We start from the raw sequence: 20,021 nt of genomic DNA, 5'->3' as shown, positions 1-20,021 counted from the left end.
ACACTCAAAGCGTACAACATACCCTATCCCCCAAGCAATTTACTGCCGAACTCTACGATTAAAAAGATAACTAATAGGATCGCGAGTATCTTTAATGCCACATATGCTACTTTAAAAACAGCATAAATGAGCAAGACTATTAAAATAATCGTTAAAATTTCCATCTAGAATTCCTCCAAGCTTTGCTCTTCTTATCTTATTTTACTCGCTACAGACTTTTTATGGAACGGCAGAAGACGACATAGAAAAAAGAGGATACCTTACCCATCGTAAGATACCCTCTCTTTCAACTGCTCAAACCATTCTCTCTCTAATTGTAAATATCCCAGTTCATTCTTTTCAGCATTCTGTAATTCTTTATCGGCTTTCTTCATATACATACGGGAAGCTTCTAAATCATTCTCTGCATATGTAACAATTGCTTGTGCTCGATAATACCCATGTAAGTCTATTTTTGTAATGGCCTTCCAATGTTCCTTCGCTTCTTGCAGAGAAAGACGATCCATCTCATAAAGAGCTTTATATAAAAGATACCAACTATGAAAACTACTAACGAAAAATTTATTTTCTTTCGTTACAGGGAGTTTCACGATTTGTTCTACATACGGTATCGCTTTTTCCATTCCCTTTTGATCCGACCGGGCAAGGAAGACAAGCATAAGTCCGCTCATGATCTCTCTTATACTTTTATGTTCTTTTATTTTATCTTCGGTAAGTTCTACTAATCTCTTATCCCAATCTTTCGGCCTCTTATAACTAAATAACTCACTTGATACTTGAATATTATATAAATGCTGCCTCGCCTTTCCATCATCTTTAATTAAAATGAGAAATTGCATACCATCGCTCATAAGCGTTCCTTTTATCGGCACGATTGTAACCGCAAAAATGATAAAATGGAAAACAGAAAAATATAACAGATATTGATAATAACTCACCATGTATATGTAACCAAAAGTAATACCAAATAGTAAACTTGTAATTGGTCCACCTAAAGTCATCCATGCCCATTTTTTTGAAAGGTTAGGTGTTACTATAGAAGGCGGTATTAACATTGCCACGCCTCCGAAGTACGCCCATAATTTATTTTCTCGAATGCGTACTTTCCCCTTCTCTTTTTGAACAGTAATAGGCCCTACTGTCATAAATTTAAATGTCAAACCACCTATTACACCGAATACGACATGTCCTAACTCATGAATGATTACCACTGCCAGAAAAATCCCCAATAATGCCCATATATTCAACATTGTTTCTAATTTCCCAGTTCGGATCACTCCGTATAAAATGGACAGAATGAGCGCCACTGTCAGTGAACCAGCTGGCCTTCTTAAAATATCCACCTTTTTCTCCCCTTAATAAATCATTTTTCTATGCATTTCGTACATATATGTTCCAACATGTAATACCCAAACGAACGAAATCATAATGACCATAAAATAATCTTTCCCATCTAAAAGTGCATACACAATCGCCGCTAACCACGCACAGGCAAGTGTCATATTTGTATATTGGTATGCCTTATATCCCGCTTCATGAACAATTTGTTTTTGCCCTTCATCTGCATTCTTTGCCCACATTTCCATTGACTGAGAATACGTAACACTCTGTTCTGGATATAGAGCGTTATACCTTTTCCTCATTACAGATCCTAACCAAGTTATAGCAATAAAGCACACTGTAGATACCACAATATTTACACTAACAAAGAGCAAGCTTCCCTCACTTTTATACGTTCTATAAAAAGCGATAACTGAGCAAACAAACCATGATGGAATAACAATTTCCATTACTCGAAAATAAATAAGTGCTATTCCTAATCTTCGTCCCTTAACATTTTCTTCTTCATCTTTCGTTTGTGCGAGCGCTCTTGTACGCTTCCAAATATAATATATAGCTATTACGCCAAATAAACTCATCATGCCAATGCTAATAACAGGAGATATTTTACTAGTTCCCTCTGTTGCAATATCTCCTACTACATACCCTATAACCCCACCGCATACCACTCCTACTAACAACTTCAGTATAGTCAAATTTTTCCCCTTTACTTTACTCTTCATCTCCATCTTCCCCCTCCACTAACGTAAATATTTCCTCCACCGGTACGTTGAAAATGTGTGCGATTTTTAGCGACAATACAATAGATGGTGCATAATCCCCGCGCTCAATTAAACTAATCGTTTGCCGTGATGATCCTATCGCTTTCCCTAAATCCCCTTGTGATAAACGATGCTTTGCTCGCAATTCCCTCACTCGATTTTGAAGCTTCATGTCTTCCCTCTTTTTCATTTATTTAATTAAAATTGTAAATAATGTCCTTATTTTTGTCAATTATAATTGTCATTTTGACGTTAATAATTGACAATATAATCTATATAATTTTAAACAGATGAACTAACAAAATCTCATTAAAATAGATTGGAACATAAAATAAAAAGGCAGTGCGTCTGCACTGCCTTCCTAAATTCTGACATAGAATGGATTCCATATTAACTTGCGTTTTGTAACAATACTCGTTTTAGCTGTTTGCGGAAACGTACTCCTAACGTAATTGCTACGATAACGATAACTCCAACAATGATTTTACCGATATGATCTTCTAGCACTCCAAAAATATCATGTAAGTTGCCACCTAACCAGTAACCACCGATTAAGAAGAATGATACCCAAAATAGAGCACCTGAGTAAATTGTAATCGCAAAACGACGGAATGGTAAGTTAATAATTCCTGCAAAATATCCTGTAAAATGACGTACACCAGGAATAAAGAAGCCGATAAAAATAAGGAAGTATCCATACTTATCAAACCACATTCTTGTTAAGTCGATTTTTCTTTGTGTTAAAAATACGTATTTCCCATACTTTTGAATAAAGGGCATACCTAATTTATTTCCTAAAAAGTATTGAATTGTCATTCCTACACTTGTCCCAATAAAGGATAGGATAATTAAAATTGGTAAACTTAAATCGCCCTTCTGTGCTAAAAACCCCGCATATGCTAACGTTGGCTCTCCCGGAAACGGAAGTGCAATATATTCTAACAGCAAACCAACAAGTACAACATAGTACCCGTACTGCTGAAATAATTCATGAACCCATTCCATGTCATCTCTCCTTTCAATCACGTACAACTTCTTACTATTATTGTATAAAAAAATTGTCGAAATAACTATCACAATAGCTTACATTTTTATTACATTTTTGTAAGGCTCACACTAAAGTTTTCTGTTCATTATTTGCTGCTATCCATTATCGTTTTAAAATAAGCTAACAACTATATATAAGACGACACAAGGGCGTTAATATGCATTTTTTATCCAGTTTTTAACACTTAAAAGTCACCTTATTTTGTTCTCAATAAAAAACCACCACAAACTCATACTAACTTCATATTAGCTTCATATACGTATTGTAAGATTATATCGGAATTTGTTGAAAAATTTAACTAATATATGACTAAGCATTAAATTGAATAAATATAAGTAGTTTTTCGAAATTGAAAAAAGGGTGAATAAGAAATGGAAGCTTATAAAATGCATGATTTTATTAATACAAATGTTGAATCTCATCAAAATGAAACCGTTTTTAATTTACACATATGTGAAACAAGTGAATTTGACGTAAGTTTAATAAAATCTACAACACTGTCTTTTATCGTTTCAAAAAAGAACATTAAGATTGTTACGAAAAAATGGATTAATTCAAATCAAGAAAGCATGATTGGTAAAAGTTACATCATTCCAACGAAAGCTTTCCACTACTTCTTACCAATTATTTCTGAAACTGAAGATGAGCTAAATATTCAAGTTCAAAGTTTTGGACTACATGGTGAACTTTTACTAAATGAAAGATTACTTATTGATAAAAACAACAAACAAAATCCAAAGATTACTACCTTCTTTGAAACATTAGATGAAAATGTAAATAAAGTATTACGAGGATTGCAAATTCATTGTATGTAAGACTATTACAATAGCAAAAAGGAGAATATAATGAAAAAACTATTATTAAGCGCACTATTATCATTAGGATTTTTAACTATTCCATTCACAAATGCTGAGGCAGCTACAACAAACGATCAGCTTATCGTGAATACGCAGTTAAATAAAATGGATTATTATCAAAACGGACAATTTATAAAGAGTTTTACTGTAGCTACTGGAAAGGCAGCCACACCTACGCCTAAAGGTACTTTTCAAATCGTTAATAAAATTAAAAACCGTCCTTACTATACAGGAAAAATTAAAGGCGGCGATCCACGTAATCCACTTGGTGACCGTTGGCTCGGACTAAACATGGCAGGAACTTACGGAACAACTTATGCGATTCATGGTACTAACAATAATCAAGCAATCGGCAAATGGACAACACTTGGTTGTATTCGTATGTATAACAATGATATACACTGGTTATTTGAGCGTATTCAGCAGCAAGCTACCGTCACTGTAAAATAACCTAAAAACAAGATTTATGTGTAGCCAAGAATTTTATATCTTGGCTTATTTTATTTATTCATTTACAGTAGCAAAACAACTGTATTTACATATATAATAAGAATAGGTTTCGTTAAGCAATATCAAAACATTGATAAACATGGATATTAAAATTATACAGTTATAATATTTTATAAATTTTACAATACATACTATAATAGAACTAATGTAATTCTGAAATATTCAGTTTCTCTAAACCATTCCCCTTGCTACTTTCATGATGACTTTATAGCGGGGGCTTATTATATGTATAAACAATTTGAGTTATCCAAAAAATGATGAATTCGAATATTGCAGTAAAAAGCGTTATTTAGGAGGTGTTACTATGACGCATATACTGGTGATTGAAGACAACCCAGATATACAAGAACTGATTCGTGAATTTCTAATGGCACAAAACTTTACTGTTGATGTCGTTGGCGCTGGAACAGAAGGTATTCTTCTTTTCCAAAAAAATTCATACGATCTTGTCCTCCTTGATGTGATGTTACCAGATATAGATGGCTATAGTATTTGTAAAATTATGCGAGGACAATCTGATGTACCGATCATTATGTTAACAGGCTTACATAATGAAGAAAGTGAAATTAAAGGATTTGAGTTAGGTATTGATGACTATATTACGAAACCGTTCCATTACACCGTATTTATTAAACGTGTAGAGGCTGTATTAAGAAGGGCAGCAACGAAGGAAGCAGAAGCTGCAACTATACTACAATTCCATGAATTGATGTTAAATTCTACAGCCTATGCCGCTTATGTTCATGGTAATCAAATTGAATTAACAACAAAAGAATTTGAAATTTTATATACTTTACTGCAAAATCGGGGAAAAGTATTATCAAGAAGTGATTTGCTGAATAAGGTATGGGGCTATGAACATTATGGTGATGTAAGAGTTATAGATACACATATTAAAAACTTAAGAAAAAAATTAGGGATTCCTTATATTAAAACGGTGAAAGGCATTGGCTACAAAATCGAATCGTAGTACAGACAACATCACCAAAAATATTTTCATCAAAACCTTATTATTTTGTATTCTTTTATCACTTTGTCTTTATCAAATTATTTATTTTCTAGCTTCAAACTACGATAAAGAACGTTTTGCAAAAGAAAATGGAGCGCTGTCTACAGAACAAGCGGATTCAGACAAACAAAACGACCAAAGTAAAACGAATCAAAGTAAGGCTGTTTCAGAGAGTATGATTTCCAATTTCCAATCTTCTATTATAGATTATAAAGCACTCTCTACAGCCATAAATCACCTTTTGCAGCCTAGCCAAACTGTAAAAGCAAAAGAACATACCCAAAATATTGCGGGGAAAAACAGCACTTCTGCTCCACTTACAGAAACGGAAAAGCAAGTCGCTACTAATGATGCCTTACATAAACAAAATGCAGCAAATAACACAAATGATACACAAGATTATCCAAAATTAGCAGATGCACTGCAGCAATTGGCTCCACATATTGGTGCGACAATGCTTGCATTATCTTTACTCGGATCTTTAATTTATACGAAACTAATTGCCAAACCTTTTCAATTTATGAGTGATGCTTTAAAAGATATTATGAATCTTGATTTCTCAGATAAAAAGCTACTTAACAAAAATACAGATCAAACAGATTTTAATTTGCAAGTAGCTGCTTCACAGGTCCCAAATATAGTGAAGAATTTACATGCAAGCAATCAAGATTTAAGAAATGAACTCAAAAAGGAACAACAATTAGAACAATCTCGTAAAGAATTTATGTCTATGGTTTCCCATGAATTAAAAACACCAATCGCAGCCGTTATGGGACAACTAGATGGCATGATTCACGGAATTGGAGCTTATAAAGATAGAGATAAATATTTAAAACGTTCCTATGAAATGATGCAAGACATTAACATATTAACGGAAAAAATGTCGGAATTATCCAAAATACAAAACCCTCAATTTAAACCTGATTTAAAAGTTATCTCATTAACTAATATTATTGAGGATGTTATGAAGAAAGTAGATTACTTTGTATCTGTAAAGCAATTAAATGTTCAATCTAACATTAAGCAAGATGTACAAATTTTAGCTGACCCTAAATTTATTCAAACTGCTATTTTTAACATTATTTCAAATGCAATTCATTACACAATTGACCATCAGCATGTATATATAAAGCTTTATGAAAAGCCAAACGGTTATGCATTAGAAGTATTAAATACAGGTTCACAAATTGATGAGGATAAACTCGCCCATTTATTTGAGCCATTCTATCGCGCAAACCCTGGCAAACATGGATTAGTACAAGGTAGTGGCCTTGGGCTATATATTGTAAAACAAATATTAGATAAACATCAGTTTCCTTATGGGATACAAAACACACCTCAAGGTGTAAAATGTTCTATTGTATTCCCAAAAGCAATGTAAAAAACCTACTACAATTTCATACCCCAAATTCATACTTCGTATGAATGGCGGAATTTTGTAGAGTATCTTACTCTGTTTCGTTCGCCCGTTATCCTTATTTGGATAGCGGGCGTTTTTTATTATTTAAAAGGAGGATTTTCATGGAGAAATTTAAGTATTCATTACTTGTTTTATTCGGCGCTTGTAGCTACGGCGTACTTTCAACTATTTTCAAACTCGGATTCATTGATGGATTTTCAGCACATCAACTATTAGGGGGACAATATGTCTTCGGATGGATCGGGCTTCTTCTGCTCGTTCTTTTCGTTTCACGTCATAAAGTAACAAAAAAGCAATTCTTTTCCTTACTAACAGTTGGCACAACAATGAGTATGACTGGTATCTTCTACGCTATTTCTGTAGAAGAACTACCAGCATCTATCGCTGTTGTCCTACTCTTCCAGTTCACATGGATTGGTGTCGTTATAGAAGCAATCGCTAATCGAACATTACCAAACCGTGAGAAAGTTATATCTATCATTATTTTATTTACTGGAACATTGTTTGCAGGCGGTGTCTTTGAAGGTCTCGGACAAAACTTTTCCACGAAAGGTATTATCTTTGGTCTATTAGCCGCTGTCTCTTTTTCATTCTATGTTTTTGCAAGTGGGCGTGTTGCTACAGAAGTACCACCTTATACGAAAAGCTTTCTTATGACAACAAGTGCTACTCTTATCGTATGCCTATTCTTCCCGCCAACCTTTTTAACGGATGGTACCCTGCAAGCCGGTCTTTGGAAATACGCTTTCTTCCTCGGATTGTTCGGCGTTGTCGTACCTGTCATTTGTTTTTCAATTGGTGTACCGAAAGTAGGAACAGGACTTAGTACAATACTAGGAGCAGCTGAATTACCAACGGCCATTATCGCTTCTATTACACTTGTACATGAAGTCGTAACCTTCATGCAGTGGATTGGGATCATCTTTATACTACTTGGAATTTTTACTCCTCAGCTGCTTACCGCTAGGAAAGAAAAGAAACATAGTAGCGTGCATAGCGCATGAAAATAGAAATTTGTATATAAATGTAAATGCAGTTACAATGTGGTATAATTTCAAATCTATTTGGAGGTATAAATGACTATTTTAAGCGTAGCCTTTTTTGCCATTATGTGTATCTTCTTCCTAATAAGATATATGAAAGAAAAGAAATTTTACGATTTGCTCCTCATTCCCATTTGCATATATGCTGGGGCAGTCAAAACCCCTTTAGTGGAGTACTTAAACTTTAATACTACATTCAAAATAACATATGATATTGCAGCTATTATTCTCGTAATCCTTGCTGTGCTTTTCTTCTTAAAGGATAAGAAAGAGAATCCTACTGCATAACAAAAGACCTTTCATTTATTTGAAAGGTCTTTTTCTCTATCTCACTTTACTGCTCCATATAGCTTCCCTACCTCATGCTCAATTTGCTTTACATCGATTCGCTCAAATAGGAGCTGTACACTATCAATTCTATTCGGCAACGTATGTTGAGGCTCCCAATTTCGGTTCACAATCGATAATGTATTTCTAACTTTTTCACTTGAAAATGGTAAAAACGGTTCAAGGAGATTTGCAAAATTAGCGATAAGATACACACAGTTATAAATGGTTTCTTTACATGAAACTGGATCATCTTCCCTTTGTTTCCACGGCTGCCTCTCATCAAAGTATTTATTTGCAAAACGTACTGCATCAAATATTGATTCTAGTGCCACCTTAAATTTAGTTTGCTCAATCGCCTCTCCTACATGTTTATATAATCCTTCTACTTTATCTTTCAGCTCTACATCAATACTTCCTTTCGGCAAGATACCACCATAATATTTTTCAATAAACTTTAATGTCCGGTTCACAAAGTTCCCGTATGCACCTAACAATTCACTATTATGACTGTAAATAAATTCCCGCCATGAAAAATCAGTATCACGATTTTCTGGTGCGTTGACGGTTAAAAAGTAACGAATAGAATCTGGATCATAGCGTTCTAATATGTCAGGCACCCATACTGCCCAGTTTTTACTTGTAGATAATTTTCTTTTTTCAACTGTTAAATATTCATTCGAAACGATATGACGTGGAATTGCGCCTTCCCCTATTCCAAGTAATACCGCTGGCCAAATGACGGAATGGAACGGAATATTATCCTTTCCGTGTACATAATATGTTTTCGCTTCTTTATCCCAAAACTCTTGATCATCTTTCCCTTTTTTTTCAGCCCAATGTTTACTCGCTGAATAATACCCTGTCACTGCTTCAATCCATACGTAAATTTTCTTATCTTCATACCCTTCTACTGGAATTGGTACCCCAATTGGTAAATCACGTGATACGGCCCTATCTTGTAACCCTTCCTTTACATATCTCTCTGTTAGTTGAATCGCATTGTCTCGCCATGTTCCTGTTTGTTTGGCGTTTTCTACAGCCGTTTTAATTTGCTCCTGAAATGTATGCAATGCGAAATAGAAATGCTCTGTTTCCTGTACAGACGGCGTATTACCACATAACTTACATTTCTTTTCTAGCAAATCGAGTGGATCTAAAATAGCTGAACACGCATCGCATTGATCTCCTCTTGCTGCTTCATGACAATGTGGACAAACGCCTTCTACATAACGATCAGGTAAAAACTGCGTACACGTTTCGCAATATGCTTGTTCCACTGTTTTTTTATAAATATGTCCCTCTTCTAATAAACGTAAAAAAACATTTTGAACCGTTTCATGATGGTGCTCACTATCTGTACGTGTATAGCAATCATACGTAAAACCAAGGCTACGAAAACATCGCTGGAATTCTTCATGATACTTATCAGCAATTTCCTTCGCCGTCACACCTTCTTGTTTTGCCCGAATTGCAATCGGTGTTCCATTACAATCACTTCCCGAAACATACAACACATTCTCACCTTTTGCCCGGTAATAACGTGCTAAAATATCTCCAGGTAACAAACTCGCAATATGTCCAAGATGTAACGAACCATTTGCATACGGCCAAGCACCTCCAATAAAAATACTCATCTTATATTCCTCCTTTTAAATATAAAAAAGCCCCACCCTTATCTTAAAAAAGATAAGGGCGGGGCTGTATAAACAGTCGCGGTACCACCTTATTTCGCCAATTACTCACATAATTAGCCTTATCAAGTACGGAGCTATAAGCTCTTATACTGTGGTTTTGATAACGAGTACCAACTCTCGTCGCCGCCTACTATTATCATTTGATAAGTTCAGGACGAAGCTCAAAGGCCATTGTTCAAATGAATATTCTTGCTTCTTCTCAGCTACCGAAGCTCTCTGGAAAGAATGTGTTCATCCTACTTTTCCTTTTCAACGCTTTTACGTATAACACGTATTTTACGACTTAATAACAGAAAAATCAAACTTTAATTCAAGAAAAACAGGAAATCTCACCTTCCTGCCGAATACCTATACGTTCACAAAAGGAGTGATATGATTGAATCAAAAACAACTAAGTACTATTAATGAAAAAAGCTGGAACGCAGCTGCTTATGAAGCTTGGACAAATCGCCACGGGGCGCCAGAGGATTATGCGAAAAAGCTCATGGAAGATCCCGTGCGCGAGGTAAATCATTATTTACCTTACATACAATCTCCAAAAGGAAAGCGTATTATTAATTTACTCGGATCAAAAGGAAATAAAGCAGTTGCTCTTGCTCTTTTAGGAGCCGATGTAACAGTTGTAGACATTTCAGCAAGTAATGAAAAATACGCAACCGAACTAGCCGAAGCTGCTGGTGTCTCTATCCAATACATCGTCTCTGATGTACTGGATATAAATCTTTCCGAATCATTTGATGTCGTATTGCTGGAACTTGGTGTACTTCATTACTTTTTAGATTTAAAACCACTCTTTCAAAAGATTGCTAACTTACTTAAACAAGATGGAATGCTTATCCTTCGTGACTATCATCCTGTTTACACGAAATTATTAGGAGTCGACCATCCATCATTTCAGGCCAATGGAAATTATTTTGATGAAGAATTGATTGAAGATGATGTTGCTTATAGCATCCTTCTTACAGAAGCACAGAAAGAATCGCTACCTAAAACAACTATCCGCCGCTGGACGCTAGGAGAAATTGTTACAACACTTGCCGAAGAACATTTTAAAATTGAAAAACTAGTTGAAGAACACGGGTCTCATCAAAGGTGGGTCTTCCCTTCTACTGCACCGGAAGAAATTGAAAATCGCGTGCCTGGTTTATATACATTAATTGCGACAGCATGCAAAAAAGGATCCCTTCACGGATAGGATCCTTTTTGCATGCTCACGCATATAAGTTGAGGTTGGAGATTACCATAATTCTGTAGAATAGGACACAAGATATTTCAACATTTCGTCTCTGACTTACGTCGTCAAAAAGGGGTATGACCAACATAACGAAGAGTAATGTCATTAGTTGATACTGATAATCGTTATCAACTAATTAGAAGTATACATGATGTTATTTCAAATTACAATAGCATTTCTCATTTTTATTTATGAACTTTTTGATATACAAATGTATACATTTTAAGAACATTTACTCATATCAATCTGCCATCTTCCATTATCTGCTATAATTTTCATTGAACAGATTAATAACTTCATAATGATGTTTTTATTAATGTCGTTCTTAATATTTATAAATTATAATAAACAGTTTTTAAAGGCAGGGGTAACGATGAAATATGTTAGTATTCGCAAAAAACTACTGTTCACACTCTTAAGCATTTCTTCTTTATTTAGTATTGCTCTTATTGTTATTCTTTCATTCGCTATGAACCAAGCAAGCGAAATTGAAACGTTAAAAAATGATGTATCAAAACGAGCAACAATTTTAAAAGAACGTGGTGATTGGTTCCAAGCACAAGTTGCCGGTTTACAAGAATATTTACTGTCACATGATCAAAAAGGATTGGATAAATTCAACCGAGAAGGAAAAAAACTTGCTGACACTAGAGAGAAGGTAACAAGTGATAAAAAACTTCCAGAAGGAATGAAAGAAGCGATTTTAATGGGCGCAAAATGGCGAAGCGTCATAGATAATGAAGTCCTCCCTCTCGCTCGCGAAGGAAAATGGGACGAAGCATCCAAAATCGCTTTAGCTCAAACCGATTATGTAAACGATCTTTTAAGTCGTTTTACTAAATATGCAAATGAAGAAAATGATAAACGTGACGCATTAATTGCTGACGTAGAGTCTTCTTCATCTCTTATTCAATATATTATTTTCTTCTCACTCATTACATGTACGTTAACATCTATTTTATTAGCATGGTGGTTCTCTGGTAAACTCGTTAAACCGATACGACAAATTGATGAGAAATTAAAAGAATTAGCTTCTCAAGACGGCGATTTAACTGCTAGATTACACGTAACGAGTAAAGATGAAATTGGTGATATCGCTAATTCCTTTAATCAAATGCTCGCTAACTTACAACGTATCATAAAACAAGTGCAACAAACATCAACAAGTGTAAAAGAAGCGTCTGAAAATGTGTTCATCGAAACCACTGCTTCTATGGAAAATACAGCAAAAACCGAAGAAACTATGAATGCTCTTGAGTATAGTATTCGTTCACAAGTTTCAAGCATCGAAGAAAGTTCAACTGCAATGGACGATATGACAACGAGTGTTCAGCGTATTGCAGAATCTGCCTCTTCTGTTGCTAGCCTAGCTGTTACAACTTCAGAAAAAGCAGATAGTGGGAATAAAGTCATTGAGAAATCTATTACACAAATGCATACCATTAACGAAGCTGTTAACGCTACATCACAAGTAGTAGAGCGACTCATTACACATACGAATCATATTGATACTGCACTTCAATCCATTTCTAATATCGCGGAACAAACGAATTTACTCGCTTTAAATGCTTCAATTGAAGCAGCACGTGCTGGCGAACACGGAAAAGGATTCGCCGTTGTTGCCGATGAAGTACGAAAACTTGCTGAACAATCTCAGCTAGCAGCAACTGACATTAACCATTTACTTCATCAAATTCAAGCTGACACAAAAATAGCAAATGAAATGATGACACAAGGTCAGTCAGAGGCTTCGGAAGGAATTACAGTCATTCGTACCGCTGGACTTTCATTCTCGGAAATTGTTAACCACATTAATAAAGTCTCTACACAAATGCAAGAAATGTCTGCAACTGCTGAAGAAATGGCCGCAAGTTCAGAAGAAATGAATGCAGCTTTAAATAACATCGCTTCTATTTCAAATGAAGTTGCCGCCGAAACATCACAAACAGCAACTTCAGCTGGTGACCAAGTAAATAAAATGAGTGTCGTTGCTAAAAAAGCTTCTGAAATGAAAACGACCGTACAAGAACTTGAAGTTCTCGTTTCTCATTTCAAAACAAACGTTTAAAGCAAAACTTTCCTTTATACTTCTATGAGCTCCAAGTTGTTAAAAAGAGAGATTTACAGTCTCTCTTTTTTCACCTTAAAATATCTCTTTCTATCTCCCATTCCGTCTGCTATAATTCCTAAAGGAAAGAAGAAAGCTTTGTTCCAAATGGAGTAAAGCTTTCTTTCAATTTTTTAAATTTATTAATTCTAATACTAAGATTTCACAAAGGAGGCTTTTTATCATATGAGTTTTATTAGCATTCGAAAAAAACTAATGTTCATGATGGGAACGATTTGCGCTTTATTTGGCATCGCCTTAGCTTTTATTTTATTCTTTACCATGGATCAATCTCGTCAAGCTGAAGCATTACAAAAAGAAATTTCCCCTCTGGCAACAGAATTGAAAGAGCGTGGGGACGCTTATCAAGTACAGCTCTCTGCTTTAAGAGGTTATTTATTACAACATGATCAAGTTGAATTAGACAAATTTAATGAGATGAGTAAACGTCTGGAGGATTCAAAAGATAAACTTCTTTCTAATCCAAATGTTTCTCAGTCCATGAAAAATACAATGGAATCAGGATCCACTTGGAGAAAATTTATTGAAGAAAAAGTTTTCACTCTTGCAAAAGAACAAAAGTGGGAAGAGGCTTTACAAGTAGCTTATGCAGAAAATGGTACTGTGTATAAAGTAATTGGGGACTTCACAAATTACAGTAACGAACAAGCAAAGTTACGTGATCAATCTATCAAGAAAATTGATCAATCTTCGCTACAAATTGAATATGTTGTCTTCTTATCACTTGTTATTTGTATTATCGTAGCTATCACTGTTGCATGGTGGTTCTCTGGTAAACTTGTTAAACCAATTCAACAAATTGATAGTAAGCTAAAAGAATTATCATCTCAAGAAGGTGACTTAACAGCCCGCCTACAAGTAAATAGTAATGATGAAATTGGTACGATCGCAACATCATTTAATAAAATGTTAGAAAACCTACAACATATTATCAATCGTGTTCAAAAAACATCTGTGGAAGTGCAAAACGCTTCTGAAAATATGCTAGAAAAGACGAATATATCACGCGAGGCAACAATAAAAGTTCAGAGCTCGATGTCTAGCTTAAATGCAAATATTCAATCACAAGCCTCTAGTATGGAAGAAAGCTCAACAGCAATGGACGATATGGCGGCAAGTGTTCAGCGTATTGCTGAATCTGCCACATCTGTAACTGAGCTTGCTGTAGTTACATCTGAACAAGCTAACGACGGAAGTACTGTTATTCAAAAATCCGTTTCACAAATGACAACGATACACGACGCGGTAAATGCTACGTCAGAAGTGGTCGAACGTCTAATCACTCACACAAAATATATTGATACAGCTGTACAATCTATTTCTAATATCGCAGAGCAAACAAACTTACTTGCTTTAAATGCATCTATCGAAGCAGCTCGTGCTGGCGAACAAGGAAAAGGCTTCGCTGTCGTAGCTGACGAAGTTCGAAAACTTGCTGAACAATCTAAAACAGCGGCAACAGATATTAACCAACTACTACATCAAATTCAACAAGACACTGAAACTGCGAGCTCTATGATGTCCCAAGGTCGTTCGGAAGCATTTGAAGGCATTCATGTCATTCGTGAAGCTGGAAATTCTTTCACAACGATTGTAGAACAAGTAAATAAAGTATCTACTCAAATGCAAGACATCTCCGCAACTGCTGAAGAAATGGCTGCAAGCGCTGAAGAAATGAACGCTTCACTGAATAACATCGCTTCTATTTCGACTGAAGTATCTAGTGAAACAGCGGCAACAGCACAATCTGCTGAGCAAAAGGTCATTACTATGAATGAGATGACTGTAACTGCTAGACAAATGAAACAAACAGTTCAAGAATTAGATCAACTCGTATCTCATTTCAAAACTGAATAGCTTTCAAAAAATATTCCTCTTTCAAGAGGAATATTTTTTTGAGCTCATTCCCTGCATATTATATATATATCCGTTATAATGAGAATCGATATCATTAATATGTAGGGGGTGCTATACATGTCACAACAAGCATTTGAAGAAAAGTTATATGCAAACTTAGAAGCTGTTATTGATCCTGAACTAGGTGTTGATATTGTTAATCTTGGATTAGTTTATGACGTTACAGCAGATGAAAATAATAATGCTGTCATTACGATGACGATGACTTCTATCGGTTGTCCAATGGCTGGGCAAATTATATCAGACGTTAAAAAAGTATTATCAACGAACGTACCTGAAGTCAATGAAATAGAGGTAAATGTCGTTTGGAATCCGCCCTGGTCTAAAGAACGCATGTCACGTATGGCGAAAATCGCATTAGGTGTTCGTGACTAAATAAAGAAAGACCTGACATCCTAGTCAGGTCTTTTTCTCTTATTATTTTACGCCTACTGCATCATAAGCTTTCGTTACAGCTTGTACAGCTTTAGAGTTTTTACCATATAAATCTTCAGCTGACTGCAGAGCAGCTTGACGCATCATCTTAAAGTCAGAGTTTGCAGTTAAATATTTCGTAAGAGCACGGTAATAAATTTTTTCTGTCGCTTCACGGCCTACTCCAGTTACTTTCACACCGTAATGCTCTCCGCCATCAGATACTAAATATGCAGCTTTATTGTTAATACTACTGTTAATATGAACGCCGCCATTATCAGCTGTTCCAGTGTAGCGTTTATTGTAATGATCTGGGTAACCTTCACCTGGTTTTAATGGATTTGGAATAGATGCTGGATCTTTCAGAGAACGAAGTGCATCACCAGGTTTTCCAGGTGTATAAATGTCAGCACCTAAATCCCAGCTCTTCTTCTCAACCATGACACCCATAATATCAGATAACGATTCATTTAACGCACCTGACTCATTTTTATAAACAAGGTTTGCTGTATGTTCAGTTACAGCATGCGTTAATTCATGACCGATAACATCTAGTCCAGCAGATAATGGAATGAATGTTTTTCCATCGCCATCACCATACATCATTTGCACACCATTCCAAGCTGCGTTATTCCAGCTTTCTCCGACGTGAACAGTAGAAATAAGCTTCGCACCTTTATCATCGAAAGAATTACGATTAAATGTCTTTTTGTAGTAATCATATACTTTTCCTGCATTTACATGCGCATCAACTGCAGCCTTATCTTCGAAGAACTTAGATTTACTCTCAACTTCTTCTCCTGTATATCCAAGCCATTGTGAGAATAAGTTAAACAAGTTTTCATCCATATTTTCTGCATCAAATGTGTGAACACCTTGTCCTCGTTTACCATCAAACAAGTTGAACGCTCCTGTTTTCTCATCTTGAGCAATTTCAAATGATTGTCTATCGCCTAATACTCCGTAACCAAATCCTGTAATGTGATCTACAGCGTTATATTTCTCAATCACATTTCCATTCGTTGCATCAACAAAATAATGCCAATATCCTGGAGCTGGTTTTGAAATCGATGCTTTAACTAAGTATGCAAGATAGTACTTCCCATCTTTTTCATACACAAATAAATCTTTTTTCACACCGTCATAATTCTTTACTTTACCAACTTCTTTTTCAATATCTGCCTTTGCAATCGTTTCAGCTTGCTCTGCACTAATATTTGCAAACGCAGGAATATTTTTATCCTCTAAATTCGGAATAACTTGTCCGAAGAATGCTTTTACATTATTTTCTTTATCAAGTGTAACAGTTTGATCTGAACCATACACAGGAATGTTATTATGCTTCTCAACTAACTTCACATGTGTCGTACCAGATTCAGCATCTTTTTCCTCCCCAACGACATTGAAATGTTTATCAATATTTCCTGCTAATTTAAACATATCTTTCTTACTCTCTAAATACTGAAAGACTGTCTCTTTTTTATCTAGTCCTTCCGGTGCTTTCCATTCTTCACCTATGTATGCAGGCGTTTTAAATTCTTGATGATATTGAATTTTTTGTTCTTCCGCTTTCGTTGTCGTTGCTCCAAATGTTCCAAATCCCCCGGCGATAACAGTTAAGGCTAATGCTGATGAAATGACTTGCTTTTTCACTATAACATTCCCCATTCCCTAAAGATTTTTGACACTTTTATACAATTCTTATTTTCCGGGCTAATACCTTTTTCTAAATATTGAGAAAAAATTTTCTGACAATTCCACTCAAAAAAAAAGGACATCCTATTGGGTGTCCTCTTTTTCATAAATGTTTTATTGTCTTTTCAATTCAATTGCTAAATAGTGTGATTGCTCTTTCGCTTCAATATGAATATCCTCTTCTATCGCTTCTGCTGCATCACGCATAACAAGCTTTTCACCATTTATTACACTACTTCCTTCAATTTGTACAAGATACAATTGACGGCCTTCTCGCACAGGAAAATGAATTTCTTTTCCTGCATCTAATGATAAAGAATATAAATTCGCATCTTGGTGAATTTGAATTGGTGCCTCTCCTTCTAGTGGAGATACCATGTGAAACCATTCGTTTTCACGCTTGCTCCAATCAAATGTAAACTCACCATAGTTTGGTTTATGATCCGCACGATCTGGTAAAATCCAAATTTGTAATAAACGTAGTGTTTCATTTCCTAAATTATGCTCGCTATGAAATACACCTGTGCCAGCACTCATATATTGAACATGTCCTCGCTCAATTGTTCCGCGGTTCCCCATGCTATCCTCATGTGTTAAAGCACCATCTACAACGTACGAAATGATTTCCATATCGCGGTGCGGATGCATATCAAAACCAGTTTGCGGTGCTACTAAGTCATCATTAATTACGCGCAATGCTCCAAAGTTCATGTTATTCGGGTTATAGTAATTCGCAAAGGAAAAATGAAAATGTGTATTTAACCAACCGTGATTTGCTCTTCCCATATTTTTATGATCAACTTTTCTAAACATATCCTTCACCTCATATTATCTCGAATTCAAGATTTATTTTTAAAATTTTTCTCACTGTAATTTTTTTAGTAATTTTAATAATTGATGTTGTTCTTCTACATTTAAATTTTGAAACTGCTCCGCTTGGAACGTTTCTTGAGGCGGGACGATTTCTTCATATAAAGCTTTTCCCTTTTCTGTTAACGAAATATATTTTGTAGTGCCTTCTTGTTCACGATGAATCCACTCCAGCTGCTCCATTTTATTTAATAGCTGCGTGATATTTCCCTTCGTAACAAATAGTTTATTTCCGAGCTCTTGCTGCGTTAGACGATTATGTCCTCCAACTTGAGCTAGCACATCAAACTGAGCGGCAGATACATTCCATTCTTTCAAATGCTGATTCGTCTCACGAATACTTTTGTTATAAAAACGTGATAAACGAAACCATAATAGTAACCCGAGTCTATCTTCTGTTTTCATTCTATCACCTCGCTTATTTCATACCATTAGTTTAGAACTAAACTTTATAAAAGTCAATCGCTTACTTTTAGTAATCAACAAAGAAAGCACAGTGCCATTTCTCCACTATGCTTTACATTAACTTTCTATTTTTATATTCATCTAACTTCCTCTCCGCGAATTTTCTCGCATCTTTCTCAATCCATCTATCTTCGTACAATTCACTTCCAACATACAATACTTCCCTCTTATGCTGCATCGCATGACGAAATTCATGCAATAGTGTTTTGAGCACCTGCTCATACTCTTCCCACATACAAACAAAAATTAATTGTTTTTCTTTATGATAAAAACCACCTACTGGGAATAAGAATTCCTCTTCTTCTTCTCCTAATGATAGAAGCACATGATTCGCATCACACGTATCACAAAAAATAACTGGTGTTTTACATACTTCAATCAGTGAAAACAAATCATCTCTAAGCCTTTTGACATCCCAAGGAAGCTCCGAATCCAACACATACCAATTCTCCACCTGTTGATATACATTTTGAAACTGGAGTTCCATTTCTCTATAATCCCCTTTCCAAACTCCCTTTTCCTATATGTATGCCACAATATGGTAAATATTAAACGTATTCTTTCATCCTTGAAAAAATGCCAATAAAAAAGGAATCTATACCGATATAGATTCCTTTTCCGTAATCACTTTTTTTTCATCACTTTTTTTAATACAAAGTAACCAATTGCACAAACAATAGCTGCAAGTGCAAAGTATTTCACATATGGCCCAGCGACTTTATTAATACTTTCCCACTCTGTTCCTAATTTAAAACCTAAATATACAAATACAATTGACCACGGAATAACAGCTAATGTAGTTAGCGTAATAAACTTAGCATGTGACATTTTTGCAATCCCTGCTGGTATCGAAATAGCATGACGCACAACAGGAATAAAACGCGCTGTAAAAATAACGCCAGTTCCGTAACGATTAAACCAATCTTCAGCATAATCAATATGTTTCTTTTGAATTAAAATATATTTTCCATATCGCTCAAGGACGGGTCTTCCTCCGTATCGACCGATCCAATAAATGAATAATTGTGCGATTACACCACCAATTGTACCGAACGCGACAGCGCCCCAAAATGTAATGCTTCCTGTTGATACTAAATAACCTGCATAAGACAATACGATTTCACTCGGAATAACCTCTAACATCAATCCAAGCATAATTCCCCAATAACCAAGTCCTTCTAGAAAAACTAAAACGGAATGAATCAACTCTCCTAACATTATGTACCTCTCTTTACTGTTTTCATTGCAAAAAATAAAAGTACAAGCAGTAAATATCTTGTACTTT

At 35.3% G+C, this 20,021-nt stretch carries 21 protein-coding genes and 1 other annotated feature; of the genes, 10 read left to right on the top strand and 11 right to left on the bottom strand.

From position 1 onward, the window contains the following. Nucleotides 1-23 precede the first annotated feature (23 nt). The 5 genes from AC1Q8N_RS20810 to AC1Q8N_RS20790 all read right to left on the bottom strand — a co-directional run bounded on the left by AC1Q8N_RS20810 (nucleotide 24) and on the right by AC1Q8N_RS20790 (nucleotide 3,107). On the bottom strand, nucleotides 24-164 hold the full coding sequence (locus tag AC1Q8N_RS20810; RefSeq protein ID WP_000404783.1) for a DUF3985 family protein: 141 nt from the start codon (nucleotides 162-164) through the stop codon (nucleotides 24-26). Nucleotides 165-260: 96 nt separating this feature from the next. Beyond that, nucleotides 261-1,343: a site-2 protease family protein gene (locus tag AC1Q8N_RS20805; RefSeq protein WP_098078491.1), complete on the bottom strand. Its 1,083-nt coding sequence runs from the start codon at nucleotides 1,341-1,343 to the stop codon at nucleotides 261-263. Between the two features lie 12 nt (nucleotides 1,344-1,355). After that, the gene (locus AC1Q8N_RS20800) at nucleotides 1,356-2,069 is read right to left on the bottom strand and encodes a DUF3169 family protein (protein WP_098078493.1); all 714 of its coding nucleotides are present in this window, start codon (nucleotides 2,067-2,069) and stop codon (nucleotides 1,356-1,358) included. After that, entirely contained in the window at nucleotides 2,053-2,274 is a 222-nt protein-coding gene (locus tag AC1Q8N_RS20795; protein ID WP_048542374.1) for a helix-turn-helix transcriptional regulator, read from the bottom strand. The genes AC1Q8N_RS20800 and AC1Q8N_RS20795 overlap by 17 nt, the downstream gene beginning before the upstream one ends. Nucleotides 2,275-2,492: 218 nt before the next feature. After that, nucleotides 2,493-3,107 carry a DedA family protein gene (locus AC1Q8N_RS20790; protein WP_048542376.1) on the bottom strand — a complete coding sequence of 205 codons (615 nt, stop codon included), beginning with the start codon at nucleotides 3,105-3,107 and terminating at the stop codon, nucleotides 2,493-2,495. 414 nt (nucleotides 3,108-3,521) lie between these two features. Here AC1Q8N_RS20790 and AC1Q8N_RS20785 point away from each other — a divergent pair, with 414 nt between their 5' ends. The 6 genes from AC1Q8N_RS20785 to AC1Q8N_RS20760 all read left to right on the top strand — a co-directional run bounded on the left by AC1Q8N_RS20785 (nucleotide 3,522) and on the right by AC1Q8N_RS20760 (nucleotide 8,277). Then, the gene (locus AC1Q8N_RS20785) at nucleotides 3,522-3,965 is read left to right on the top strand and encodes a DUF3978 family protein (RefSeq protein ID WP_048542378.1); all 444 of its coding nucleotides are present in this window, start codon (nucleotides 3,522-3,524) and stop codon (nucleotides 3,963-3,965) included. Nucleotides 3,966-3,995: 30 nt separating this feature from the next. Then, the gene (locus AC1Q8N_RS20780) at nucleotides 3,996-4,457 is read left to right on the top strand and encodes a L,D-transpeptidase (RefSeq protein ID WP_000735054.1); all 462 of its coding nucleotides are present in this window, start codon (nucleotides 3,996-3,998) and stop codon (nucleotides 4,455-4,457) included. Nucleotides 4,458-4,821: 364 nt separating this feature from the next. After that, on the top strand, nucleotides 4,822-5,487 hold the full coding sequence (locus tag AC1Q8N_RS20775; RefSeq protein ID WP_000148835.1) for a response regulator transcription factor: 666 nt from the start codon (nucleotides 4,822-4,824) through the stop codon (nucleotides 5,485-5,487). Then, on the top strand, nucleotides 5,465-6,907 hold the full coding sequence (locus AC1Q8N_RS20770) for a sensor histidine kinase (RefSeq protein WP_098078496.1): 1,443 nt from the start codon (nucleotides 5,465-5,467) through the stop codon (nucleotides 6,905-6,907). The genes AC1Q8N_RS20775 and AC1Q8N_RS20770 overlap by 23 nt, the downstream gene beginning before the upstream one ends. Nucleotides 6,908-7,047: 140 nt before the next feature. Continuing rightward, on the top strand, nucleotides 7,048-7,950 hold the full coding sequence (locus AC1Q8N_RS20765) for an EamA family transporter (protein WP_098078498.1): 903 nt from the start codon (nucleotides 7,048-7,050) through the stop codon (nucleotides 7,948-7,950). Between the two features lie 72 nt (nucleotides 7,951-8,022). Continuing rightward, complete coding sequence (locus tag AC1Q8N_RS20760) at nucleotides 8,023-8,277, top strand: hypothetical protein (protein WP_000154150.1); 255 nt, start codon at nucleotides 8,023-8,025, stop codon at nucleotides 8,275-8,277. A gap of 41 nt (nucleotides 8,278-8,318) precedes the next feature. Here the strand turns inward: AC1Q8N_RS20760 and metG are convergent, their stop codons facing one another. After that, complete coding sequence (gene metG / locus AC1Q8N_RS20755; protein WP_493521363.1) at nucleotides 8,319-9,953, bottom strand: methionine--tRNA ligase; 1,635 nt, start codon at nucleotides 9,951-9,953, stop codon at nucleotides 8,319-8,321. A 51-nt stretch (nucleotides 9,954-10,004) separates the two neighbouring features. Continuing rightward, nucleotides 10,005-10,275: a binding site (T-box leader), on the bottom strand. Between the two features lie 114 nt (nucleotides 10,276-10,389). Between metG and AC1Q8N_RS20750 the strand changes: the two genes are divergently transcribed. The 4 genes from AC1Q8N_RS20750 to AC1Q8N_RS20735 all read left to right on the top strand — a co-directional run bounded on the left by AC1Q8N_RS20750 (nucleotide 10,390) and on the right by AC1Q8N_RS20735 (nucleotide 15,667). Further along, nucleotides 10,390-11,208 carry a class I SAM-dependent methyltransferase gene (locus AC1Q8N_RS20750; RefSeq protein ID WP_493521362.1) on the top strand — a complete coding sequence of 273 codons (819 nt, stop codon included), beginning with the start codon at nucleotides 10,390-10,392 and terminating at the stop codon, nucleotides 11,206-11,208. Between the two features lie 412 nt (nucleotides 11,209-11,620). Continuing rightward, nucleotides 11,621-13,315, top strand: a complete 1,695-nt coding sequence (locus tag AC1Q8N_RS20745; RefSeq protein ID WP_493521361.1) for a methyl-accepting chemotaxis protein — start codon at nucleotides 11,621-11,623, stop codon at nucleotides 13,313-13,315. A gap of 225 nt (nucleotides 13,316-13,540) precedes the next feature. Then, nucleotides 13,541-15,232 carry a methyl-accepting chemotaxis protein gene (locus AC1Q8N_RS20740; RefSeq protein WP_048542393.1) on the top strand — a complete coding sequence of 564 codons (1,692 nt, stop codon included), beginning with the start codon at nucleotides 13,541-13,543 and terminating at the stop codon, nucleotides 15,230-15,232. Between the two features lie 117 nt (nucleotides 15,233-15,349). Continuing rightward, the gene (locus AC1Q8N_RS20735; RefSeq protein ID WP_048542395.1) at nucleotides 15,350-15,667 is read left to right on the top strand and encodes a metal-sulfur cluster assembly factor; all 318 of its coding nucleotides are present in this window, start codon (nucleotides 15,350-15,352) and stop codon (nucleotides 15,665-15,667) included. Between the two features lie 42 nt (nucleotides 15,668-15,709). On the opposite strand, the gene nprB is transcribed toward AC1Q8N_RS20735, so the two are convergent. From nprB to uptA, 5 genes are all read right to left on the bottom strand, one after another. Beyond that, complete coding sequence (gene nprB / locus AC1Q8N_RS20730; RefSeq protein WP_048542397.1) at nucleotides 15,710-17,359, bottom strand: neutral protease NprB; 1,650 nt, start codon at nucleotides 17,357-17,359, stop codon at nucleotides 15,710-15,712. 156 nt (nucleotides 17,360-17,515) lie between these two features. Then, the gene (locus AC1Q8N_RS20725) at nucleotides 17,516-18,214 is read right to left on the bottom strand and encodes a pirin family protein (RefSeq protein WP_048542399.1); all 699 of its coding nucleotides are present in this window, start codon (nucleotides 18,212-18,214) and stop codon (nucleotides 17,516-17,518) included. A 51-nt stretch (nucleotides 18,215-18,265) separates the two neighbouring features. Further along, nucleotides 18,266-18,676, bottom strand: a complete 411-nt coding sequence (locus tag AC1Q8N_RS20720; protein WP_064469276.1) for a MarR family winged helix-turn-helix transcriptional regulator — start codon at nucleotides 18,674-18,676, stop codon at nucleotides 18,266-18,268. 112 nt (nucleotides 18,677-18,788) lie between these two features. Beyond that, nucleotides 18,789-19,223 carry a DUF3920 family protein gene (locus AC1Q8N_RS20715; RefSeq protein WP_046960033.1) on the bottom strand — a complete coding sequence of 145 codons (435 nt, stop codon included), beginning with the start codon at nucleotides 19,221-19,223 and terminating at the stop codon, nucleotides 18,789-18,791. 137 nt (nucleotides 19,224-19,360) lie between these two features. Then, the gene (gene uptA / locus AC1Q8N_RS20710) at nucleotides 19,361-19,954 is read right to left on the bottom strand and encodes an undecaprenyl phosphate transporter UptA (protein WP_000900216.1); all 594 of its coding nucleotides are present in this window, start codon (nucleotides 19,952-19,954) and stop codon (nucleotides 19,361-19,363) included. Nucleotides 19,955-20,021 lie beyond the last annotated feature (67 nt).

The organism is Bacillus sp. GW823-FHT06B01 (genome assembly GCF_058952315.1).
The sequence above is the reverse complement of the archived record's forward strand: the minus strand, read 5'-3'. Positions and strand labels throughout refer to the sequence as shown.